This is a genomic window from Undibacterium sp. Ji83W (assembly GCF_049340385.1).
Lineage (GTDB): Bacteria > Pseudomonadota > Gammaproteobacteria > Burkholderiales > Burkholderiaceae_D > Undibacterium.
The window spans coordinates 126,418-149,448 of sequence record NZ_JBMPOZ010000007.1; the positions used below are offsets into that span (position 1 = coordinate 126,418).

Here is a 23,031-nt window from a genome sequence, read left to right on the forward strand (position 1 = left end):
CTTGTATCGCGCTTGTATCTACCCTGTATCTATGCACTAGAGCAAGACTTGTATCTATTCGAGACGACAGCGCAGGTGCAAACTTATCCAATCTTAATTTCAATCCCTCCAGAAAGAGACATACATCATGATCGAACTGACCCGAATGAAACTGACACACCTGATACAGGCACTGGTGCTGACCTCTGTTGTAGCCACCGGCAGCGCAGGTGCTGCCGATCCGAGTTCCGCCAATGAAAAAGACCAGCTGCGCTCTACCCTGCTTGAAAGCAAAGAGAAAAACAAGGGCGTCACCATACATGCCAGCGGCACCAATGTCGCCATGGTAGTCACTGCGCTGGAAGAAAAATATGTGATTGGACGCAACCAGCAAGCCAGCCGTATCGTCATCCGTCTGGACCGTATAGACGGCGTCTCTGCAGCATTCTGATCCATGTTGCCAAAGTCAGGCATCGTCAAACGAAGCGCACTATTCAAGGAGAATTACGATGTCTGACTGGGCATTTGTGGCAACGGGCCTGGCCCTAGCTGGCTTTGTGTATGGCTGGTGGCGCAAGCCGCCTGGCGCGGGCAAGCGCTCTTACCTTAGCTGGATCATGGCTTTTATATTCGCCGCACCAATAGGTAGCCTGCTATTGGCAAACCTGTTTGGCAGTGCTGTACTGGGCTGGATTTTTGGCTTGTCACTGATGTTTGTGTGGCCGCTGGCTATCCTGTTCATCGCAGGCAATGCAGCCGGTGCGTTGCTGGCCCAGCGCAATCAACATAACAATCACAACGATAGCAGTGATAGCAACAAGCATGAATCACCCATGCTGCACATACGTATAGACAGAGACAGTGTACATGCTGGCGATGACACGGTGTCACATGCTGAAAACATTGCCGTCCCTGCCAACACCAGCCTGGCAAGCTTGCTTGAGCAAATACGCGTGGGCAATTTCCTGCCATCCATCAGCGGTGGTAAAGCAACGTGGATGATAGAATCGTCAGGAAGCCCGTTCAAGACCATAGGTGTACTGGCTCAGCAATGGCAAGAACCCTGTGTCATCATAGATGCAGCAGTAGATGTGGCACAGCACTTTGCGGGTCAGCAAGCTAATCTGTTCTTCCGTTATCGCTGCCAGATTGACCCTGATACCGTACTTGCACAATTGCAGGCTTCCTATACAAACAGTATTAGCCAGACACCAACGCATGGCTACGGCGGTATCGCCAGTCTGGCAAAGCATGCAAGCTATCTGCGCAGTTTGATGAATCCAGGCTCAGACAGATGTTAAGGAAAATCAGAAAATACCCACCCTGCATCATATTGATGGGCATCATCTCCTTCTTGTTCGGATGCGGTAATGAATCAGCCTATTATAAAAAAAATGGCAAATGGCATTACGACGGCATAGTCATGGACAGCCAGAATGGCCTCGTCAATTTCACCCCCATAGATGATTATTTTGCCAAAGATGCGCGTTACGCTTATTACAGGGGCATGCCCATTTTTAATGGCAATGATGCGAGTGACAGTGCCAGTTTCCAGGTGCTGAGTAAATACTATGCCAAGGACAAGTCCATGGTATTTTTTTGCGACACTGAGCGTGACAGCAAGGAATACTGGAGCATCAAACGCACCGTCGTCAAAAAAATCAGAGACGCTGACCCTGCCAGCTTTCGCATGATGAGCGATGGCTATCTGGCCAGGGATAAATCACATCTTTTCAGGCAAGACAAGATCGTGCCTGTGCAGGATATTGACAGCTTCGTCTTGCTGGAACATTTCTTCGCCAAAGACAAGTTACGTGGCTACTACCGTGAAACCGAGATTGCCGGCAGTGATGGGCTTACTTTCACAGCGCTGGATGCACACTATGCCAAAGACCGGACAAAAATTTACTACGTCGATGGATTCAACATAGGCGGCAGCCTCAGGAACGTCAGCTACGAAACATTCAAAGTAATGGAAGAAGGCTATGCCCTTGATAGTAACAAAGCCTATTACCATGGCGATGTCATCAGCAAAGACGATGTAGTCTCATTGCAGTATCTGGCGATGGGATATGCAAAAACTTCGCGTCAGGTTTTCTATTATGGAAAATTACTAAAGGGCGCAGACGCACCCAGTTTTGCCATGGTCGAACGCTTCAACGGCAATTTTGACGCGGCAGACAAAACCGGGCAATACAGTGCAGGGGAACGCGTCAAGGCATCACCATAAGAGTCCTGCGCGCTACTTTTTACTATGCTGCTTAGTTTTTTGCAGCACTAGCCATGCCATGTCGCATGACCGTCGCCATATTATCAAACAAGTCTTCCCAGGTACTGCGATGCGCGGCAGTAAACTTGGCACCGCCGCGTTCTGCCAGCGTATCAATCAGGATATTTCGCATCACGCCAAAGTAAGCCTGCTGCACTTGATAATGGTGGTGGCGCACCCCGGATGCACGCAACAGCAATAGCAAATGCTCAGGCTGATGTACCAGTGCCACGGTTTCTTCCAAGGTATGGGTCAAGCGCCCCTGCTGTTCTGTCATGTCACCGGAAAATAATTCGATTACTGCCGGTGCAGCAGCAAACAGCTTGCGATAAAAATCAACCGCCAGATCACCCGGCGCTGCAATTGCCGCATCCCAGCCCGATGTGATCAGCGCGGCGACTTCGTCTTGAATAGTCATCAACCATTGCTCAGCTGCGGCTAGCTGGGCTTTACTGGGTGCGCGAGAAGATGGTGCTGATGGTGCCTTGGTCATCGGTAGGGCTCTTGCTTTCAGAATTAGCAGTCTTTGGACTTTGGAATGAATAGATGTTCAGTATATCCGGTATCGTCACTGGCGTAGAAGAAACTGGCTATGCAGACAAATACATACTTCAGTATGCATGGGCAGTATCACTATTTGGTACTCAAGCCCGTACCGGATATGTTATAAGTATTGGAGGCAATGTTGCACTGCGAGTTTCATCAGATTCTATTGCCTTCCCTTATTACATCAGCGGATGGCCTGGTAAATTCTTGCAAAATTGAGGATTTTTTGTGACAAAGAACAAGTATCAAATATTGGCAGATGAACTGGCTGATGCGATATTGAGCAAAAAATTGGCTGTCAATGCACGCCTCCCCTCGGTACGTGAACTCATGCAGCAACACCAGCTCAGCCTGGCTACCGTCACTAATGCCCTGCATACCCTGGAAGAAAAAGGCCTGGTTGAACCACGTGGCAAGGCTGGCTATTTTGTTAAACCACCAGCCCGGCAAGAGATGTCGGCACCTCAAGCACATACCCAGGCAGATTTGCAAAACATGTCTGCCAGTGTACTGAAGTGGGGGCCGGCTGAAGACCTGTTCCCCGAACAACGCTGGCAAAGCCTGCTGGGCAGCGTGATACGCCGTCACCCATTTCTGTCCACCCGCCATGCCCAGGCCTATGGCCATCCACGCCTGCGTGCCGAGCTGGCAAAACGTAGTGCTGAGAACGGCTGCTTCCTGAAAGAGGAAGAATTAATCGTCACACAGGGCGCGACAGAAGCCCTGTTATTGGCCCTGCGGGCAACCAGCGAAGCTGGCAGCAAGGTATTGGTACAGGCACCGGTCAGCGTCCTGTATAGCCGCCTGCTGGAAACCTTTACCCTGACACCAGTGACTGTGCACAGCAGTGTAGATGCGCCGGAATTTCTGGCAGAGGTACAGGCTATCTTGGAAGGAGATGATCCGCCCAAGGTTTTTATGCTGGTTGCCAATTACCATTTCCCCACTGGTGCCCTGATGCCATTGCCAGTGAAGCGCAATCTTTTGCGGCTGGCAGAAAAACATGGCGTCACCATCATAGAAGATGATGTCTATGGTGACCTGCAACATGATGGTGCACGTCCACTGACATTGAAATCCTTTGACCTCAAAGGCAATGTTATCTACGTCAACTCTTGCTCCAAAACCCTGGCACCCGGATTGCGCATAGGCTGGCTGGCCGCCGGTAGCTGGCGTGAACGCATAGAGTATTTGAAAAGCGCATCGGCCAGCAGCGTCAATGAATTATCACAACTCGTCCTGGCAGAATTTCTGGCCCAGGGCAGCCATGTACCGCACTTGCGCAAATACCGCCAGCAATTAAAAACACGCACAGGTGAATATCTATCCATACTTCGCCTGGTGCTGGGCAACACCGTCAAACTGGCCGATATGCCTGGCGGCTATAGTTACTGGTTACCTCTTCCAGGCAAGATCAGTGCAGAAGAAATACAAACACAAATCCGCGCCAACTGGCCTTTGCTGGATGAAGCCGAGACACCACAGATTGCACTGGTCTCGAATGGTGTCTGCGTGAATACCTCAATCGCACTGACCGATCCCCTGCGCCAGTCACTGACTGCATTTTGTTTTTATCTGCGTGGATTTTATTAGCACTTTCTCATAAGAGTGACGCAGAAAAAAAACGGGTACTTACCCGTTTTTTTTATTTTGTATCTACCGACAAGAGCTCTGCTTGTATCTATTTGCAAAATCTCGCCTCCAACATACTTCTTCCCGTGCTAAGACATGATCAGGCGCACTTATACACCATTGTCTGATACTGCTTAAGAGCATCTGAGCATGTCGTACTTTCTGAACACTCTTGTATTCATGCAGAAAGCGCTGCCTTGTATCTAACAATGCGTCCATCTGTAAGCAATACTATGCAGACTAATATTTATCTGTTTATGAAAAAAGATTTTTATGCAAACCTCACAAAAAATATTTTACAAAAGATATCAAGAAGATTTCGTATCTGCCGTGCCGACTGGCAAAAATGAAAACAAGACTACAGCTGTATTGCTGGAAGAAATTTCACGCCTGAAGCGTTTCATTTCTGACCTGGAAATTGAAAACCGCACTGACATCCTGACTGGATTATTGAATCGTCGCGGCTTCATTGCAGAATTGAATATGGCCTGGGACAGATGGGTGCGTTATGCAGTGCCGACCACGCTGATCATGCTGGACATGAACCGGTTCAAGCAAATCAACGACACTTATGGGCATGATGTCGGTGACAAGGCATTGAAGCTGGTCGCGGTCTATCTGCAAAAAAATTTGCGTTCTACTGACATTCTCGGTCGTCTTGGTGGTGATGAATTCGCCGTGATTTTGCCGCACACAAACGCTGAAGAAACGCAGCAGATAGTCGGCAAACTCCTCGAAGCCATCCCTGTCTTGCAGATAAGCTGGCAGCAGCAACACATATCCATCCCACTGGAATTCGCTCTCGGCTTTTCAGAAGTGAATGCCGCCCTTGGCCCACCCAAGGCCTGGCTGCAAGCTGCTGACTTGCAGATGTACCAAAGCAAAGCTGCCACTGCAGACTAAGCGCAAATTTTTAGTAAACCATACCAAGCTTTTTCAACCGGAGATTTAAAATGAACCAACAAACTGTCACACTCGTACAAGACTCCTGGAAACAAGTCGCCACTATCGCCCCACAGGCGGCTGCCCTGTTTTATCAGAATCTGTTTGCAGCAGATCCATCACTCAAACCAATGTTCAGAGGTGACATGACAGAGCAGGGGAAAAAGCTCATGCAAATGATAGGTGCAGCTGTTGGCAAACTCAATGACCTGGATAATCTGGTGCCGGTACTGCAGGGCCTGGCTGTGCGTCATGATGGTTACGGAGTCAAAGAATCCCACTATCAGACAGTCGGTGCTGCCTTGTTAAAAACACTGGGGCAAGGTCTGGGCGATCGCTTCACCAACGAGACCAAAGATGCCTGGGCAACGGTGTATGGTGTGATGGCAAATGTGATGATTACGGCATCACGAGCCACTGTCGCCGCTTGAAGAAAAATCTTGTACTCTTTTTAAGAGGAACGTCAAAGTGAACTTTGCATCTGGAAAGACTGGTGATTTTATCCCTGCGTCAATGACACTATCAAACCGTGCAGGGGATGATGGAAATGCCAGGGATAATGTCAGAGATAACACCACGTCTTTTTTCTGGTTGATTTTGCTAGCCTGGTTTTTGTTGAAATATACAAAAACCATTCCACACACTGGCGAGCTGCTGATGGTGATCGCGACACTGGCCAGCTTCATATTATTGTTTGAATACAGCTTAAGAGGTGATGACCGCCGTCTGATGAGCTGCATTATCGCTGCCACTATCACGGGCATATTGTGGGCACCCTGCAATGCAGGTGCTGCCGCATTTGTCATAGTCGGTGTCGGTATGTGCTCGCGCATTAAAAATCCTCGCACTGCCTATGCAGTCTTGTATATAGTTTGCGCAATGCTATTGATGGCCAACGCTGCGTGGCAGTTGCCCGCTGATTTTCTTATACCCACACTGCTGTTTTGCATACCGGTTGGCTTGGCCAGCATACTGTTGGAAAAATATGCACGCACAGATGAAAAATTTCTAAGTACACAGGAAGAGATAGCAAACCATGCCCGTCTCGCCGAACGCGAAAGAATTTCACGCGACATCCACGATGTGCTTGGCCATACGCTATCAGTCATCGCCTTGAAGGCTGACCTGGCACGCAAGCTGATCAAGACTGACCTGAGCGCCTGCGCCCATGAATTAATCGATATAGAACACAGTGCCCGCAACACTTTGAGAGAAGTGCGCACCACCGTACGCAACTGCCGTGCAAGTAATTTAAATGCAGAATTGAGTACTGCAAAAAAAGCATTGCACGCGGCAGAAATCAACATGATTTCACTGATAGAACAATGCCACATTCCACAGCCACTAGAAAATGTTATCGCGCTGTCTTTAAGAGAAGCCGTTACCAATATTATCCGGCACGCCAAAGCCAGCCAATGCAAAATCACACTGTCTTCTGATTCCCGCCATATCAGACTGATCGTTGCTGACAATGGACTTGCCAAAGAAGCAGATAAAGGTATCAGGAAAGGCAGTGGCTTGAATGGCATGACAGAACGCGTTCATGCCCTGCAAGGCATAATCAACCTCCGTCATGCAAATGGCCTGAGTATAGAAATACTGCTCCCCATCAAAGGTACGGCATGATACGCATCGTGATTGCAGAAGACCATGCACTTGTATCAGGCGCGCTTGCTGCCCTGCTGCGCTTTGAGCCAGACATGCAAGTCATCTCGCTGGCAAAGAATGGACAGCAGGCGCTGGAAGTCTGCTACAAAGATTGCCCTGACATCTTGTTGACCGATATAGAAATGCCTGTCATGACAGGACTTGAACTGGCTGCCAGTATTGCAGAGCAAGAATTGCCTTGCAAAGTCATCATGCTGACCACCTTCGCCCGCGCTGGCTACTTGCGCCGCGCCACTGCCAGCGGCGTGCGCGGCTATATCCTGAAAGATACGCCCTCAGACAGCCTGGCAGCCGCAATCCGCACTGTGCAGGCAGGTGGCCGCGTGATTGCACCAGAACTCGCCATGGAGGGCTGGAACGGCCCGCACGATCCTTTATCGGAACGCGAACGCCAGGTACTACGCCTGGCAGGCTCTGGCGCTGGCAATGCCGACATCGCCAGACAAATCCATTTATCCGAAGGCACAGTGCGTAATTACCTGTCGGATGCCATAGGCAAACTGCATGTCAGGAACCGTGGTGAGGCCTACAGGATTGCCAGTGATGCAGGCTGGTTATAGCCACACTTAAATCCATAGTTCTTCACTTTTCCAGGCACTTCCCATGATTGATCAAACCTGGATGTCGGCGCTGACAAAGCTGGCCATTCCTGTTACAGGCATCCTGGCCATGCTGCTGATTGCACATTACCGTCAATTTTCATTGCGTGAAGATTTTGGTTTTCGGGGCTTCAACATATCCACTGCCGCTGTATTCTTGGTTCTGTGGGTATTGCTGATCATTCTGGAAGAAGTGATAAGTGGCCTGTTCAATCTCGCCCAGGCCAGGCATTGGCCCGCAATGCCGTTGTCTGTAGTGCTGATACGCACACTGGCAATTGGGGTGATAGGACCAGTATCTGAAGAAATGGCCTGGCGAGGCATTTTCTTTAGCTGGATTAACAAGAAGCTGGGAGCCGCCGCAGCTATCATCCTGCCATCACTCATATGGGCACCATTACACCTTCAATATGATAGTTCGACGCAAATCATACTCATCATCGATGGCATATTCTTATGCATGGCACGCTATAAAACACGATCAATCTGGCCGCCCATCATTTTGCACATCAGTGGCAATCTGTTTTCTATCTATCAGTCACTGGCCTGAGTAACCGCATTGAAAACTTGATAAGCGAAGAATCCAGCCTTTGCATCGCCCAGTTCAGTCTCTGCAAAATATCGAAAACTGAGACGGCTTGTTTTCTTACATATTTTTCAGACACGGCTGCTTATACAAGCAGCACCTTCGTCTTACCATTTTTAATTATTTATTTCATTCATGCGCCTATATGAGCCAACCGCTAACGCCGTCCCTTATTTGCGCTTGTGCAGGCTGGAATGTACCAAGTCTGATAAATAAGGAATTATTAGAGCAATTTCCATCATTAGCTCAGGTGCAGGACGAAATAAATTTCTCAAAAGATACGGAATCTACACTGACGCATTTAGAGCGATATGCACAATTCCTGATGGGCGTTGAGATCGACTCTTCATTTTATCGCTCACATCTGCCATCGACCTATGCACGATGGCGAAATAGCGTCCCTGCAGAATTTCGTTTTTCAGTCAAAGTGCCCAAAGCCATTACTCATGTTCTGCGCTTAAAGAACTGTGAATATGAATTACAAAAATTTATTCTCGAAACTTCCAGACTGGAAGAAAAATTAGGATGTTTGTTGATACAGCTTCCTCCCAGCTTGCCATTCGACTATGGAATTGTGCACAAATTTCTTTGTCAGATAAAGCAGCTCTGTGAAACCCCGCTTGCCTTGGAACCACGTCATGCAAGCTGGTTTGAGCCTGCTTCATTCGACTTGCTAACTGAAAATGAAATTTGCCTTGTCGCAGCAGATCCAGGTATTGCAGGATATGAAGTGCTACAGGATAACTTCCCCATCACAGCGTCCACTGTCTATTTGCGGCTTCATGGCAGTCCACACATGTATAAATCCAGTTACAACCAAGCCTATCTGGAAAACTTGTCTCTGCGTATTGCTACTTTATTAAAAAAGGGAAAGCATATTTGGTGCGTGTTCGACAACACGGCAGAGGGAGCAGCATTCCCAAACGCCGTGACTTTACAAAGACAGCAAAACCCGACTCCAACAAAGTCCCTTGCGCGACCACATAAAGTGACTATATAATTCGTATACGTTTCGTATATAAGGATATCATATGGGCATAGTCAACATTGATGATGACCTGCACGACCAGTTGCGCAAAGCCAGCTCTGTGGCCTGCCGCTCCATCAATGCGCAAGCTGCCTTCTGGATCAAGATAGGCATGTTGTGCGAAATGAACCCGACCATGTCTTTCAATGAGATTGTGGTACACGAACTGAGGGCCGCAGGTGTAGAACCGCTGGCATTCAGAGGAGCCTTAACTTGACCAAGCGACCAGAAGAAATCACCCTGATGGCAGAATCAGGCAAGCTGCTGGCGACTGTATTTGCCCACCTGGATCAATTGAACCTGATCGGCATGTCCACCATGCAGGTGAATGACCTGGTCGACAGCTTCATCGTCAATGAACTCAAGGCTCGCCCGGCGAGCAAGGGTCAGTACGGCTATGCCTATGCCTTGAACTCATCGCGCAACAGCGTGGTGTGCCATGGCGTACCATCGGCAACAGAAATCCTGCAGGATGGTGATATCGTCAATTTCGATATCACCCTGGAAAAGAATGGTTTTATCGCCGACTCCAGCAAAACCTATCTGGTCGGCGAAGTGACAGCATCTGCCAAACGGCTGGTGCAAGTGACTTATGAAGCCCTGTGGAAAGGCATCAAGGCCGTGCGGCCTGGCGCCAGGCTGGGGGATATAGGCCATGCCATTGAAAGCCATGCCAGAAAAAACGGTTACTCGGTCGTGAGAGAATATTGCGGGCATGGCATAGGCCGTGAAATGCATGAACCACCGCAAGTGCTGCACTGGGGACGGCCACGCACAGGCATGATATTAAAGGAAGGCATGGTGTTCACCATAGAACCCATGATCAACCAGGGCCGTCATGACGTCGAGACCGAGGATGATGGCTGGACAGTAGTTACCATAGATGGGAAATTATCCGCCCAGTTCGAGCATACCGTGGCGGTCACAAAAAACGGCGTGCAGGTTCTGACACTGCGCGCCGGGGAAAGAGCCTTGAACTGAGTCCAGACTGAATATTTGTAGGGTGCGCCGTGCGCACCGCACCTCCTGAAAAAACTCCAGAGGTGCAAGGTTTCATGCACAGTAACATACATATACGTCAAAAAAAGGTGCGCATGGCGCACCCTACAAGACATAAACCATGTCTCATCTTTCTATCATTGCAGCTTTAAGGCTCCATCCGCACAGGTATGCCGATAGCAGCGCCGATATTGAAATAAGGCCTGGTCGCCAACTGCAAGCCACGGGCCATCTTTGGATTGGTGAAAGTCCCGGGTTTAAATTCAATGGCTACTTCCTGATCTGTGATCTTCAATGATTTTATCTGATCAGCAGGGATGACTTTTCCGTTGGCTTGCCTGAGCAAGACATGCTCTGCACTCAGGCGTGAACGCTGAAGAACAAACCAGTTTGGCTCACCTGCCGCCTGCTCCACGTCAACCGTAAAATGCAAATGCCTGAGCTTGCGCAGAGTCGCATTTGCCAATATCATCTTCCGGTTCAATTGAGCACTGCTGCGCTTGATGACAGTTATTGATGCCGTATCTTCTTCCGTATAAATACGGCCATCAGCTTTCGACGTGTCTGTGCTATTGGCAATACTGTCTATACGGATAGTTACTCCCGTTGCCGGATCAGAAAAAACATCGCCAGCTTGCCAGGTCGCCCCCTGCTCATAGCCATCCAGACTCTTGTTGACCGGACGCCATACGCCCGTCAGATTACGTTCGCCACCTACCTCAGGGCTATGGTAATACTGCCTCGATATGATCTGTAACACGGGCTTCTCACCACTTTCAGGCAGCGATGCATCTAGCCTGTACAGCAACACGCCTGCCTGCTTTGCCTGCGAGTTCTCACTATTCACACCTAGTCTGGTACGGAATTCAGCAACGTAAGCTGTCGCCAAACCTGTGCGTATCACGACCATCTTGCTGCCACCTGGCATTTCAACCGGACTGATGACATGATGACTGGGTAGCTCGCTGGCATGGCTGACAACATCCACCTGATCGTCACGTATCCAGTGCATTTTCCACTTATGCCAGGCAAGAAAATCCGGAGACTGTCCCCCTATATTGCCCATCATGTCCCATCCACCGACATAGAAGAAACGATCAACTTCTTTGCCATTGATCTCAGGCTTGTACATATATAAATCAGGCAGGCCGAAAGTGTGGCCAGTCTCGTGGATAAGCCAGCGATAACCCCAGATGAACAGATCATTCCCGGCTGTGACGAAGGTGCCCAGAGTGTGAGCCTTGCCATCACGCTCGACCATTACCACACGCGACGGCACTTGCGTCTGTCCCATATACTGGTCGTTGATCGTGGCTGGTCCGTTCGGTAAACCGGACTTGCCTTGCGCGGGTATGATCAACAGCAAATCATAGGCATCAACACGAATACCGTAGCGCTCATAGGCGAGTTGCGCAACATCGTGGGCGTAGTGAAACATGTCACCGGTGTCCTCCGTATTGCCGCCCCATTTATAGTCCTTTGCGTTCTTCCCCAGCATCAGCCAGTCCAGCTTGCGGTTATGCTGAGGTGAAACCAGTTTAAGTTGCAACTGCCCATAAGACGAAGTGTTGAACCAGTTAGCTGCCGGTTGCAAATAATTCAGGTAGGGGCCGAACTGGCTGAATTGCTTGTATTGTGCTTCTGCATCGGCAGCTTTGCGGTCGGGAAATTCCACAAACAAGACCAGCATGGTTTTCGTGCGCAGGGTGGGTGTGCTTGTCGCTGCAGCATTTTTTGCGACGAGGTGTCCGCCAGTGTCGCGATCTGGCCTGGTATTGCTGAAGCGATACATGCCGCGTTGCCCGGTCAGCGTATCAACATATGTTGGATCAGTGACGACAGTATTCCAACCTTCATCAGTCCAGCCACTGGTGCCTATGAGATAGCCGTTTTCAGTTGGCTCACCTGTCTTCAATACCGGTATAGGCCTGGTCGCCGCGAACTTGCCAAATGAGCGACTCGCGACGGTTGTACCTTTAGCGCTGATGCGGGCAAAAACAGAGGCACTGAGCGAGATAGTTAACTCGTCACCCTTGATCTTGACATCAAGAATATCATTGGCAGCGACGATCAAACCATCGGCGCGCCTGACCAGGATATCGGCAGCAGTGATGCCGCTCAATGGCACGCTGCTGCGTAGCTTGATGCCAGTAAGCCCCTGGAATACAGCCTGCTCCAGCTTCACATTTAATGTCGATTGTGCGGATGCGGCCGAAGGCAAGCATAGCGATAGCATGGTTAACACAGTCAGCGCAAGCACGCGCGCGATCTGCATGTGCTTCAACATCTGCAAAATCCTGCTCATGCAGCTACCCCATCCAATTTCAAATACTTTTCAAACCAGGCAATGCGACGCAACCAGCTGTCGATGCGGTGAGCACGTTCACGGAAGCTGCCATGGCCTTCACGCGGGTAGATCGCCAGCTCTGCGGTGACGCCACGTTCGCGCAAGGCTGCGTAAAATTGTTGCGCCTCGCTCACTGGCGTGCAACGGTCATCGCTACCATGTATCAATAATGTGGGGGTTATAGAATCACGTATTTGCATTAGCGGAGAGCGCTCAAGGGCGATATGCATATTGGCTTTTTCCGTCAATGGTCCACCATTGATGAAGTTGTGAAAATCATGTTCACAGGTATAGTGGCAACTGACATGGCTGGAAATCGACGAAACCGGCACGGCAGCTTTGAAACGCTGGGTGGTCGCCACCGCCCAATTTGTGAGATAGCCACCATAACTGCTACCGGTAACTCCCAGACGTTCTGCATCGGCAAACCCAAGTGCGATGCAATGATCGATACCGGCTTGAATATCATCAAATTCGGCACCGGCTGGATCACCCAGATTCATGCGGGCGAACTCTTGCCCCCAGCCAGCATTGCCACGATAATTGGGCAGGAAAACTGCAAAACCAGCCAGCACATAAGGCAAAGCACTGCCGGGATTGAAACTGTATTTGTTTGCATAGCTGGGGCCGCCGTGGATATCGACTATCATCGGCAAAGGTGCCGATGCTTGATCACCACGATTACGCGGCAATAAAACCAGCCCCTCAAGCGCCAGACCATCCTTGCCACGCCATGCGACGTGATGCACTGCCGGATAATCAGGGAGCGCAGAAATCACTTGTTGATTCAAGTCACTGATGCGCGTCCATTCAGGTTCATGCAAACGCTTCCAGTAAATTTCCGGCGGCATGCCAGTAGTTTCGCGCATGGTAGCAATCATCTTGCCATCGGCGGATACTGCAATGCGGGCCGTATAGCTATTTTCACCCAGCGTTGCATCTTCTTGCTGTTGCCACTCTATATCACCATCAACTGACATCACGCCATACACTGTTCCCAACCGTTGCCAGCCGGTAAACCAGAGTCTGTTATTACACAGCCAATGGATAGAAGTCAGGTTGGATTGCTGGTCGTGGCCATGAACTGTCACCTGTCCAGTCACAAGATCAAGTATGCGCATTTCACCTGCCACCAGACCACGATCACTGGCCCAGGCTTCCACAAAAGCGAGCTTGCTGCCGTCGGGGCTGGCCGCAAGTCCCTGCAATTGCCAGACAGGGGTATGCAAGACTGTCACCTCACGGCTGTCAAAATCAACCTGCAGCAACTGCGCATGATGCCAGCCACGTTCGCTGGCATCGCGCGAAGCAATGGCGACTGCGCCACCTGGCACCAGATCAAATTCCCATACGCTGTGTTCGCACGGCCCGACTTCTTCGGTTGTGCCGCAAGCTAGTCTGACCTGAAATAGCCGACGGCGTATCGTATCACCCGGCGTGATTTCAGGCTCTTGCGCATCGCCCCACCAAATCCTGGTGGCGGCACGCGTCGCACCGCCATTCAAGCCACGGTCGGCAGCAAGGACGACGATAGAACTGCCATCTGCAGACCAGCGTAAATCCTCGATCGTACCTGGGACCTGACCTATACCTTTTACTTCGCCGGAAGTATCCAGCAGGAAGAGCGCAAATTTGCCTGCGCAATCACGATCCGAAGCGAATGCCAGCCTGTCGTCGCAATGAGAAGGCCTGACAAGTATGGCAGTGTGCGGGCCATCGGTGAGTTGCTGCGCACCTGCCGCATCAAATCGCCAGATACGGCTGGGATTAGGCACTCCGGCCTCGCTGCTGGCGTTTCGTATGCTGGCGAACACGGCATCGCCATTTTTATTAAAAGAAAGGTCGGAAGCAAAGCGCAAGCTGGCAAGTACGTCGAGAACTGCTTCTATTGTCATTGAAATATTTCCTGATGATGGCTTAATAATGGAGAGCGCAAATCGCTTGCATTCCTTAAATGCAGCAAAGTTAACCATCGGGCGTGAAAAAGGGCTTGATGCTTGTTCGCACATATTTGCGGGAAATCGGCACAATCACTGCACCATCCCGGCCAGTGGCATCACTATGCTGATTTCGTCATCGAAACTATCGGGAATAATCAAGACGTGCGGCAATGCTGCTGCAATACTGGTTCAGCACATGAAAAACGCCTTGCAATGCAAGAAAGTTCTTATTCAGCGTGTTTTTAGAAATGATCAGACTTGCCGCAATTGATACCTGAGAGGGGGTCTTAACATGTCAGAACCAACTATTGATAACCCAGAAGGTCTGGTTGACTGGTTCCGGCGTGGTGGCGTCACAGGCCCCTTGCGCAACTGCATTGGGCCTCTGCCTATGTCCAAAGCATCCATCGTGCGCTGGTCTTCCGACACGCCAGATACGTCGATACAGACCATAGGCGCGCACGCGGACAATTATCGCATTGCGGTCTTGCTGGAACCCCTGGAATCACAGATCTGGAATGGTGAACGCGCAGTCTGCGGTGGCATGATAGGTGCGAATCGTTTTCGTATCTGCCCGCCTGATTCGCAAGGGCGCTGGCGTCGTTTGAGTAGCTGCGACATAGTCAATATCTTCATCCCCACCAACGCCATCAGCGCCCTGGGTCGCTTGCGTGATTCCGAAACACCATCCGCGTTGGCAGACATCCCATTCACGCCAGACCGCATGGTCCTGGATCTGGTCTGGAAGCTGCTCAATGCACAGATGCTGGCCGGGCCTCTGGCGCAACAGTTTTGCGACAGCATGATTACCGCACTGGCGAGCTATTTGCTGGAGAATTATTCCCAACCCCTGCCTGGGCAAAAGCCTAGCAGCCTTTGCGGCACACGTTTGCAAAAAGTGCTTGCGCATATTTCTGAGTGTGTGGCCGAGGATGTATCGATTGCCGCCCTGGCTGACTCCTGCTCCATGAGCGAATCGCATTTCTCGCGGGAGTTCCGCAAAGCTGTCGGGCTTCCGCCTCATCAGTACGTCATGAAATTACGACTGGAACGCGCCAGCCTGGCTTTACTCGAAAGCGACGCCCGCATCATTGATATTGCTTTTTCTCAGGGCTTCAATAATGTCAGTCATTTTTCGCGCGCTTTTGCCATGCGCTATGGCATCCCCCCTGCCAATTTCCGGCGCAATCATTCCAGCTGCGCCTGACAGGCACGGGGGACTCATGGTGCGCTTATTGCAACAGGATTGTGCAATTTTGGCAGGATTTGTAGCATGGCAGCGAGCTTGCCCCTGCACAATGCGGCAGGCTGTTTATTCGGATAAAATTCTCACGCTGCAAAGCTGAGCATTTCGCTACTGCTTTCCGGATAAGATCTTCCTCGTCCAGCACTAACGCCCGAAGAAAGAATGAACCCTATGCGCCATCGCTTGCCAATTTTTTATGCTGCTGTCGCCTCGCTTTTTATCTCAGGCTGCAGCTCGCTGGCAACAACGGCTGGCAATTCCAGCCAGCCAGAAACCGACAGCTTGCGTGCCGAGTGCCCTATCGAAGTTCGCTATGGCGCGGCTGCCCCAGCGGCAGCCACGCTGGCCGAGTTAAAAGCATTGGCAGAAGCACGTCTGGCAGCCTTGCATTTAAAGGCTGTATGGACCATACCTGAAGCTGAAACCTTCATCGATAGCGAAGCTGACAGGCTGCGCCTGCAACGCCTGCTCAGTGTCGTGCTGCCTGCGCTGGAACGTTATCCTGCTGTTCTGTTTGAGCGCATGCGTTTGAGTGATATCGCCCTGGTCAAGAACCTGAGCGTGGACGGTCAGCGGCGGCGTGCCATGCCAGCACCACAGACTGCCAGTGTGGTTTATTCTGATAACGATGAAGACATCTGCCTCGCGGGGATGGAGTTACGCATACATCACGAGTTCTATCACTTTATCGAACACCGCACATACGCTGACTTTTACTACCGCGATCCTTTCTGGCTAGCCCTTAATCCTGCTGACGTGTCATATGGCAATGGCGGCGCAACGGCGTATGGCAAAGGCTTCATCAACCTCGGGCATCCTGCCGCTGGCATGGTGAGCCGCTATGCGCTGTATGGCCCGGAAGAAGACAAGGCAGAAATGTTTGGCTGGATGATGACCCCAGGCTATGCCCATCGCGTGCTGCAATGGACTGCCAATGACGCTGCCCTCGCCAGCAAGCACCGTTTCATGATCCGTTTTCTACAGGAGCAGAGTGGTGGCGCGATGGGACAGGACTATTTTATGCAACGCGCACAGGATGTAACGAAATTAAAATAAGCAAGCGCCGACATCACAGATAGTATTGAAGCAAAATAGCGAGTTGAATGTGTAGGGTGCGCCGCGCGCACCGCCCTGCTCGTCAAACATCCCTGGAGATGTATGGCTTTATCCACAAATGCTCATGCCTGCGTTAATAAATGGTGCGCATGGCGCACCCTACCAAACTCGCATCACATCACTGCCAAGTAACTCTATAAATTGACTAAAGCTTTTTGAGCAGGTTTCGATAACTTCAGCAAGAAATGTGAAGCAGAAAATTTTTCCCGCGGCAATACTCGACTCCATCGTATCTGCGTAAATGATGTTGAATCGTGATGTTGAATCGCAATTTTTGATCGATGCATTCAATCGGCAAAATAATCATTGGCATCACCATCGTCTTCATCACCGCAGCGATATCCCGGCACACCAAGAGGTGCCGGTGATTCACTCAAATAGCAAGAAGACTGGAGACGCAGTGATTAAGAAAAGTTTACATTATGGCAGTGCAATTCTGCTATTGGGCGGCATGACTGTCAACGCATCAGCACAGGAAGCCGACAAGCCAAAAGAAGAAAAGATTGAGCGCGTTACCGTCACCGGATCGTCAATCAAACGTATCGATGCCGAGACAGCACTACCAGTGACTGTGATCAAGGCAGATGAATTCGTTAAAAAAGGAATGACGACAATAGAAGAAGTAATGACCTCATTGTCGATGAACCAGCAAACCACGGTAGCTGCTGGTAACGTCGGCGCAGAAACCGGCGGTAAATCTTCTGCCAATATGCGTGGCCTTGGCGATGGGCGCACGCTGATTTTACTGGATGGCCATCGTCTGCCCAATCACCCCTATGACGGCAGCAGCGCAGACTTGTATAGCATCCCCTTTGCGGCCATCGACAGGATAGAAGTGTTACGCGATGGAGCTTCGCATATCTATGGCACCGATGCGATTGCCGGGGTCATCAACTTTATCACCAAGCGCTCGGTCAAGGGCACGACCGTGACGCTGGAAGCGGTCACGCCACAACAAAGCGGCGCCAGGGAAAAGCGCTTCAGCATCACTTCTGGTTTCGGTGATCTCGACAAAGATGGCTACAATGTATTCGGCGCGATTGATCATCATGAACAGGCGCGGTTGATGGCGACGGAGCGCGCATTTTCAGCAACCGGAATCTTGCCCGACAAAGGTATCAGCAAGACCAGCGGCACGACCTTTCCGGCCAACTTCTTTTCCACCGCAGGCATTTCAGGCAACCCAAGTTTTGCGTCTGGTTGCCTGCTGCCCGATGCCATCAAGAGCACGACAAACCAGACCTGTCGCGAGGATTACGCGCGCTTTGTCGATGACATTCCAGAAACCAAGCAAAGCAGCTTTCTCGGCAAGGCTGCACTGAAAATCGGCGAGGATGGCATAGTCGGCCTGGAGCTGCTCCATAGCGAAAGTACCAATATCAATCGCATCGCGCCACCACCGATGACTGGCCTGATCATGCATTCCAGCAGCAAATGGTACCCAGGCGGCACAGGTGGTACGCCAGCCGTTGCTGGCCTCACTGGCGAAGACCTGACCGTCAGTTGGCGCACGGTCGAAGGTGGCCGTCGTGAAGCGACCAATCTCGGTGTTTCTGATCGTCTGGTGGCATCTCTCTCAGGTACGGTAGCAGGATGGGAACTCAGTGGTTCCATCACCACTGCGCGCACCAGAGTGACCGAAGATTTAAGCGCAGGCTATCTGAATGACCAGGCGATACAAAACGGCATCAATAACGGCGTCTTGAATCCCTTCGGGCCGCAAGATGCTGCCGGGGCTAGCTTGCTGGCAAGCTCACAGGTACGCGGCCAGGTCATTGCCGCAACTGCCCGCAATACCGGTTTCGACATGCGTGCAACGCGCGACCTGCTGCAGCTTCCTGCCGGTCCACTGGGCTTTTCTGTAGGAGTTGAGGGACGGCGCGAGACTTCGGAATTTATTGTCAAGCGTGGCCCCCTGGACCAGATGATGATATCCCGTGCCAGCGGCCTGGTTGCAGCCAAGGATACCAGCGGTTCCCGCAGTCTTTCAGCGGTCTTTGCAGAAGTCAATATTCCCATCACCCGTGAACTTGAAACACAGGTCGCTGCGCGTTATGATCGCTATAACGATGCGGGCAACAGCTTCAATCCCAAGATTGGTTTCCGCTATCAGCCTTCCAAAATGTGGCTTTTGCGCGGCTCTATGAATACAGGTTTTCGCGCGCCTACGCTCTACGAGTTGAATGGTCCTGTCGTCAGCAGCATTACGTCTACGCAGTACAACGACCCATTGCTGTGTCCGGGCGGTGTAGCAAAAGCTGGCGTGAATCCCAATATCTCCTGCAACATGAACTTGCCCACACACGTCGGCGGGAACCGGGATCTCAAACCCGAAAGCGCCAAGTCGTATTCGCTGGGCATGGTATTTGAACCAAATTCAAAACTGACTGTATCGCTGGACTATGCCAAGATCTCAATTCGCGATCAAATCGGCGAAGTGCTGTACGAACAGATGATACTGAATGACTTCGACAAGTACCGCGATCGCTATCACTACAATGCTGCCGGCACCGCGCTTGACTACATCAATGTGTCATCGCTAGGTAATTCGGGAGAAGTCATGACGCAGGTGCTGGATTTGACAGCGCAATGGCGTCTCGCACCATTCTCCTTCGGCACTATCGACGGCTGGTTCAATGGCTCGTATGTATTGAAGGATACATATACAACCATAGACGGAGAAACGCCTGACAACATAGGCGTCTATAACGGCGTGGTACGCTGGCGCCATAATGCCGCTGTCCGCTGGTCTCAAGGTCCATGGTCGGCCACCTTGTCCCAGCGTTACTCTGGCGGTTATACCGATCAGAACCTGGTGGAAGACAAGTTCAAGCGAGATGTGTCAGCCAATTCTATCTGGACCCTGGCAACAAGTTATACCGGCTTCAAGAACCTGACACTGTCGGCTGGCATCAAGAACCTGCTCAACACCAATCCACCGTTCTCGAATCAAACGCCGAATGCACAAACCGGCTATGACCCGAGGTTCGGAGATCCGATAGGTCGTTCGTTTTATGTGCGAGCGAGTTACAAACTATAAGGTGATCTAAGATTATGCATGCACTGACCAGTGCATGCATAATTTCCCATCCACTAGGATACAGCCGCCTTACTCCGCGCCACATGCAATTTCTTGTAGCTGTCTATCAAACGCTGGTGTCTGTCCAGCCCTTCCAGTTTCATGCTGGTTGGGGTCAAGCCGTAGAAGCGCACGCTACCATCGACTGAACCCAGCACCGCGTCCATACGCTCGTTGCCAAACATGCGGCGGAAGTTAACGAGGTAATCATCGAGTTCCAAATCGTCATCCAGCGTCACTTCCAGCACCACATTCAGGGCTTGATAGAACAAGCCGCGATCAACCGTATTGTCGTTGTATTGCAAGAAGGTTTCGACCAGCTCTTTTGCTTCTTCAAAGTCCTGCAAAGCGAGATTGATCAACAGCTTCAATTCAACAACCGTGAGCTGGCCCCAGATCGTGTTTTCGTCAAACTCTATACCTATCAGGGTAGCGATGTCGCTGTACTCGTCCAGCTCATTATTCTCCAGACGCTCCAGCAAGTCTTCCAGTTGCTCTTCATCCAGCGTATGCAGATTCAGGATATCAGCACGGAACAATAGAGCCTTGTTGGTGTTATCCCAGATCAGGTCTTCCACCGGATACACTTCAGAATAACCCGGCGCCAGGATACGGCAGGCAGTAGCACCCAGGTGGTCATACACGGCCATGTAAACTTCCTTGCCGATCTCCTTGAGTATGCCAAACAAGGTCGCGGCTTCATCCGCATTCGAGTTTTCACCCTGACCAGAAAAGTCCCATTCAACAAATTCGTAATCAGCCTTGGCACTAAAGAAGCGCCACGACACCACGCCGCTGGAATCGATGAAGTGCTCAACAAAATTATTTGGCTCAGTCACCGCATTGCTGACAAAGGTAGGTTGGGGCAAATCATTGAGACCTTCAAAACTGCGGCCCTGCAACAATTCTGTCAGGCTGCGTTCCAGCGCCACTTCCAGGCTGGGGTGTGCGCCGAAAGAAGCAAACACACCACCTGTGCGCGGGTTCATCAAGGTCACGCACATGACAGGATATTGCCCACCCAGCGATGCATCTTTCACCAGCACGGGGAAGCCCTGCTCTTCCAGACCCTGTATGCCAGCCAGGATGCCAGGGTATTTCGCCAGCACTTCTTGCGGTACATCCGGCAAGGCCATCTCACCTTCCAGGATTTCACGCTTGACGGCACGTTCAAAAATCTCGGACAGACATTGCACCTGCGCTTCAGCCAGGGTATTACCGGCACTCATGCCATTGCTGGCGTACAGGTTTTCGATAAGATTGGAAGGGAAGTAAACGACCTCACCATCCGACTGCCGCACATAAGGCAACGAACAGATGCCACGCTCTGCATTACCAGAATTGGTATCGATCAGATGCGAGCCACGCAGCTCACCCTCAGGATCATAAATCTCCCGACTATATTCATCCAGAATATCTTTAGGCAGCGCATCTCTCTTGCCAGGCTTGAACCAGCGCTCTTCCGGGTAATGCACAAAGGCCGCATTGGCGATGTCTTCACCCCAGAACGAGCCCGCATAAAAATGGTTGCAACTCAGGCGCTCGATATACTCACCCAGGGCTGACGCCAGCGCGCTCTCTTTAGTCGCGCCCTTGCCATTGGTAAAACACATGGGCGAATGCGCATCGCGTATATGCAGCGACCACACATTAGGAATAATATTACGCCACGACGCAATCTCTATCTTGATACCCAGCCCCGCCAGCAAGCCAGACATATTGGCGATGGTCTGCTCCAGAGGCAAATCCTTGCCCAGGATATAGGTCGCCGCATCCGCGCTCGGGTTCAAGGTCAACAAGGCCTGCGCATCAGCATCCAGGTTCTCAACCTCTTCAATGACAAACTCCGGCCCGGCCTGCACCACTTTTTTGACCGTGCAACGGTCGATGGAACGCAAGATACCTTCACGGTCTTTGGCAGCAATATCCGCAGGCAACTCCACCTGTATCTTGAAAATCTGCGCGTAGCGGTTTTCCGGATCAACAATATTATTCTGCGACAGCCGGATATTTTCAGTAGGGATATTGCGGGTATTGCAATACAACTTCACAAAATAAGCCGCACACAAGGCCGACGAAGCCAAAAAGTAATCAAAAGGACCAGGCGCAGAACCATCCCCCTTATAACGGATAGGCTGATCAGCCACCACCGTAAAATCATCGAACTTGGCTTCAAGACGAAGCTTATCGAGAAAGTTAACTTTAATTTCCATGGGGGAGTTCCAAAATAATGTTCAAAATCATGTAGGCGGTATTATCCGTTGTTTTAGCCATGCAGCATAGATTGTTGACCAGCTACATGCCTAAGCCTGACTTGATGCTGCTAAACCGTTCGACGCAATCCGCTCAAATCCACTGCCCAACTCACTAAATCCATAATCATTAGTTACTTTACATGCAATTTTGAAAACAATTGTTAATGTTGAATTGTCAAGTTGACTGAATAGTTAGTGTGGAATTAGAGTGAGCTCAACACGAAGTTTGACCAACCGAACTTAAGTCTTTTTTCGACTGTATCCCGCCTTGCTCCTCTGAAGCCTTTGTAGCGATTTTTAGCCACACATATTTGCCAATCACGTCTTTATGCTAACCAAATAATAAAGCCAAAAAATTAAGAGAGCGAAGCATGAAAAATGATTTTGACCTACTGATCTATTTTGCATTGTTTTCTCTTGTTGCTGTCATGATTGTAGGTGCCTGGGTCATCTTGAAGACACCAGAAAGTGCCGATCTCGAAGCCCGAAAATTGCGCTTTGCTGCTGCCACTTTCACTGGCATTACGATGCTGTTCGTTTTCGTGTCTGTGCTTTATTACGTTGGTGGTGAAACAGGTTCGGGCAAGCAGATTTTTGACAAAGGCTTTACCGCGATGTTCACTCTGGCTGGAACAATTGTGGGATATTTATTCGGCTCGACGAAGAACTCAGCGGAGCCAAAACCAAAATCAACCGAACACTGTGCTTGCAAAAAAAGACGAATTATCTTTCGGCCATCGTCGCTCCGAAAATCAAGGGTAAAAATAAAACCCCTCCAGTGATTGAACCGACTTTCGATTA

21 protein-coding genes are annotated in these 23,031 nt (G+C 50.6%); 17 read left to right on the forward strand and 4 right to left on the reverse strand.

Going from position 1 to position 23,031, the window contains the following annotated elements:
- Nucleotides 1-127: 127 nt before the first annotated feature.
- The 3 genes from ACO0LD_RS13840 to ACO0LD_RS13850 are packed head-to-tail and all read left to right on the forward strand — an operon-like array spanning nucleotide 128 to nucleotide 2,209.
- Nucleotides 128-430 (forward strand): hypothetical protein, encoded by a 303-nt coding sequence (locus tag ACO0LD_RS13840; protein WP_423007699.1) that lies wholly within the window; start codon nucleotides 128-130, stop codon nucleotides 428-430.
- Between the two features lie 58 nt (nucleotides 431-488).
- On the forward strand, nucleotides 489-1,280 hold the full coding sequence (locus tag ACO0LD_RS13845) for a hypothetical protein (RefSeq protein WP_423007701.1): 792 nt from the start codon (nucleotides 489-491) through the stop codon (nucleotides 1,278-1,280).
- Nucleotides 1,281-1,315: 35 nt separating this feature from the next.
- On the forward strand, nucleotides 1,316-2,209 hold the full coding sequence (locus tag ACO0LD_RS13850) for a DKNYY domain-containing protein (protein WP_423007703.1): 894 nt from the start codon (nucleotides 1,316-1,318) through the stop codon (nucleotides 2,207-2,209).
- A gap of 31 nt (nucleotides 2,210-2,240) precedes the next feature.
- Here the strand turns inward: ACO0LD_RS13850 and ACO0LD_RS13855 are convergent, their stop codons facing one another.
- The gene (locus tag ACO0LD_RS13855) at nucleotides 2,241-2,666 is read right to left on the reverse strand and encodes a globin domain-containing protein (protein WP_423007705.1); all 426 of its coding nucleotides are present in this window, start codon (nucleotides 2,664-2,666) and stop codon (nucleotides 2,241-2,243) included.
- Nucleotides 2,667-2,794: 128 nt separating this feature from the next.
- Between ACO0LD_RS13855 and ACO0LD_RS13860 the strand changes: the two genes are divergently transcribed.
- From ACO0LD_RS13860 to map, 10 genes are all read left to right on the forward strand, one after another.
- Nucleotides 2,795-3,013 (forward strand): hypothetical protein, encoded by a 219-nt coding sequence (locus tag ACO0LD_RS13860; RefSeq protein ID WP_423007707.1) that lies wholly within the window; start codon nucleotides 2,795-2,797, stop codon nucleotides 3,011-3,013.
- A 9-nt stretch (nucleotides 3,014-3,022) separates the two neighbouring features.
- Nucleotides 3,023-4,387 (forward strand): PLP-dependent aminotransferase family protein, encoded by a 1,365-nt coding sequence (locus ACO0LD_RS13865; RefSeq protein ID WP_423007709.1) that lies wholly within the window; start codon nucleotides 3,023-3,025, stop codon nucleotides 4,385-4,387.
- 312 nt (nucleotides 4,388-4,699) lie between these two features.
- Complete coding sequence (locus ACO0LD_RS13870; protein WP_423007711.1) at nucleotides 4,700-5,329, forward strand: GGDEF domain-containing protein; 630 nt, start codon at nucleotides 4,700-4,702, stop codon at nucleotides 5,327-5,329.
- Between the two features lie 50 nt (nucleotides 5,330-5,379).
- Complete coding sequence (locus tag ACO0LD_RS13875; RefSeq protein WP_423007713.1) at nucleotides 5,380-5,799, forward strand: globin family protein; 420 nt, start codon at nucleotides 5,380-5,382, stop codon at nucleotides 5,797-5,799.
- A 37-nt stretch (nucleotides 5,800-5,836) separates the two neighbouring features.
- Nucleotides 5,837-6,994, forward strand: coding sequence for a sensor histidine kinase (locus ACO0LD_RS13880; protein ID WP_423007715.1), 1,158 nt, complete (start codon nucleotides 5,837-5,839; stop codon nucleotides 6,992-6,994).
- Nucleotides 6,991-7,596: a response regulator transcription factor gene (locus ACO0LD_RS13885; protein ID WP_423007717.1), complete on the forward strand. Its 606-nt coding sequence runs from the start codon at nucleotides 6,991-6,993 to the stop codon at nucleotides 7,594-7,596. Before ACO0LD_RS13880 ends, ACO0LD_RS13885 begins: the two co-directional genes overlap by 4 nt.
- A gap of 43 nt (nucleotides 7,597-7,639) precedes the next feature.
- Nucleotides 7,640-8,185, forward strand: coding sequence for a lysostaphin resistance A-like protein (locus ACO0LD_RS13890; protein ID WP_423007719.1), 546 nt, complete (start codon nucleotides 7,640-7,642; stop codon nucleotides 8,183-8,185).
- A gap of 181 nt (nucleotides 8,186-8,366) precedes the next feature.
- The gene (locus ACO0LD_RS13895; protein ID WP_423007721.1) at nucleotides 8,367-9,221 is read left to right on the forward strand and encodes a DUF72 domain-containing protein; all 855 of its coding nucleotides are present in this window, start codon (nucleotides 8,367-8,369) and stop codon (nucleotides 9,219-9,221) included.
- Between the two features lie 31 nt (nucleotides 9,222-9,252).
- The gene (locus ACO0LD_RS13900) at nucleotides 9,253-9,465 is read left to right on the forward strand and encodes a ParD-like family protein (RefSeq protein WP_423007723.1); all 213 of its coding nucleotides are present in this window, start codon (nucleotides 9,253-9,255) and stop codon (nucleotides 9,463-9,465) included.
- The gene (gene map, locus ACO0LD_RS13905; protein ID WP_423007725.1) at nucleotides 9,462-10,229 is read left to right on the forward strand and encodes a type I methionyl aminopeptidase; all 768 of its coding nucleotides are present in this window, start codon (nucleotides 9,462-9,464) and stop codon (nucleotides 10,227-10,229) included. The genes ACO0LD_RS13900 and map overlap by 4 nt, the downstream gene beginning before the upstream one ends.
- 166 nt (nucleotides 10,230-10,395) lie before the next feature.
- On the opposite strand, the gene ACO0LD_RS13910 is transcribed toward map, so the two are convergent.
- Both ACO0LD_RS13910 and ACO0LD_RS13915 read right to left on the reverse strand, forming a co-directional pair.
- Nucleotides 10,396-12,552 carry a hypothetical protein gene (locus tag ACO0LD_RS13910; RefSeq protein WP_423007727.1) on the reverse strand — a complete coding sequence of 719 codons (2,157 nt, stop codon included), beginning with the start codon at nucleotides 12,550-12,552 and terminating at the stop codon, nucleotides 10,396-10,398.
- Complete coding sequence (locus tag ACO0LD_RS13915; protein ID WP_423007729.1) at nucleotides 12,549-14,489, reverse strand: prolyl oligopeptidase family serine peptidase; 1,941 nt, start codon at nucleotides 14,487-14,489, stop codon at nucleotides 12,549-12,551. The genes ACO0LD_RS13910 and ACO0LD_RS13915 overlap by 4 nt, the downstream gene beginning before the upstream one ends.
- Before the next feature lie 337 nt (nucleotides 14,490-14,826).
- On the opposite strand from ACO0LD_RS13915, the gene ACO0LD_RS13920 reads away from it, so the two are divergent.
- The 3 genes from ACO0LD_RS13920 to ACO0LD_RS13930 all read left to right on the forward strand — a co-directional run bounded on the left by ACO0LD_RS13920 (nucleotide 14,827) and on the right by ACO0LD_RS13930 (nucleotide 19,936).
- Nucleotides 14,827-15,741 (forward strand): helix-turn-helix domain-containing protein, encoded by a 915-nt coding sequence (locus ACO0LD_RS13920; RefSeq protein ID WP_423007731.1) that lies wholly within the window; start codon nucleotides 14,827-14,829, stop codon nucleotides 15,739-15,741.
- A 201-nt stretch (nucleotides 15,742-15,942) separates the two neighbouring features.
- Complete coding sequence (locus ACO0LD_RS13925) at nucleotides 15,943-16,836, forward strand: hypothetical protein (protein WP_423007733.1); 894 nt, start codon at nucleotides 15,943-15,945, stop codon at nucleotides 16,834-16,836.
- Nucleotides 16,837-17,296: 460 nt separating this feature from the next.
- Complete coding sequence (locus ACO0LD_RS13930) at nucleotides 17,297-19,936, forward strand: TonB-dependent receptor plug domain-containing protein (protein ID WP_423007735.1); 2,640 nt, start codon at nucleotides 17,297-17,299, stop codon at nucleotides 19,934-19,936.
- Between the two features lie 53 nt (nucleotides 19,937-19,989).
- On the opposite strand, the gene ACO0LD_RS13935 is transcribed toward ACO0LD_RS13930, so the two are convergent.
- Nucleotides 19,990-22,188, reverse strand: a complete 2,199-nt coding sequence (locus ACO0LD_RS13935) for an OsmC domain/YcaO domain-containing protein (protein ID WP_423007737.1) — start codon at nucleotides 22,186-22,188, stop codon at nucleotides 19,990-19,992.
- A 413-nt stretch (nucleotides 22,189-22,601) separates the two neighbouring features.
- Here ACO0LD_RS13935 and ACO0LD_RS13940 point away from each other — a divergent pair, with 413 nt between their 5' ends.
- Nucleotides 22,602-23,012: a hypothetical protein gene (locus tag ACO0LD_RS13940; RefSeq protein WP_423007739.1), complete on the forward strand. Its 411-nt coding sequence runs from the start codon at nucleotides 22,602-22,604 to the stop codon at nucleotides 23,010-23,012.
- The last annotated feature ends 19 nt before the right edge of the window (nucleotides 23,013-23,031 follow it).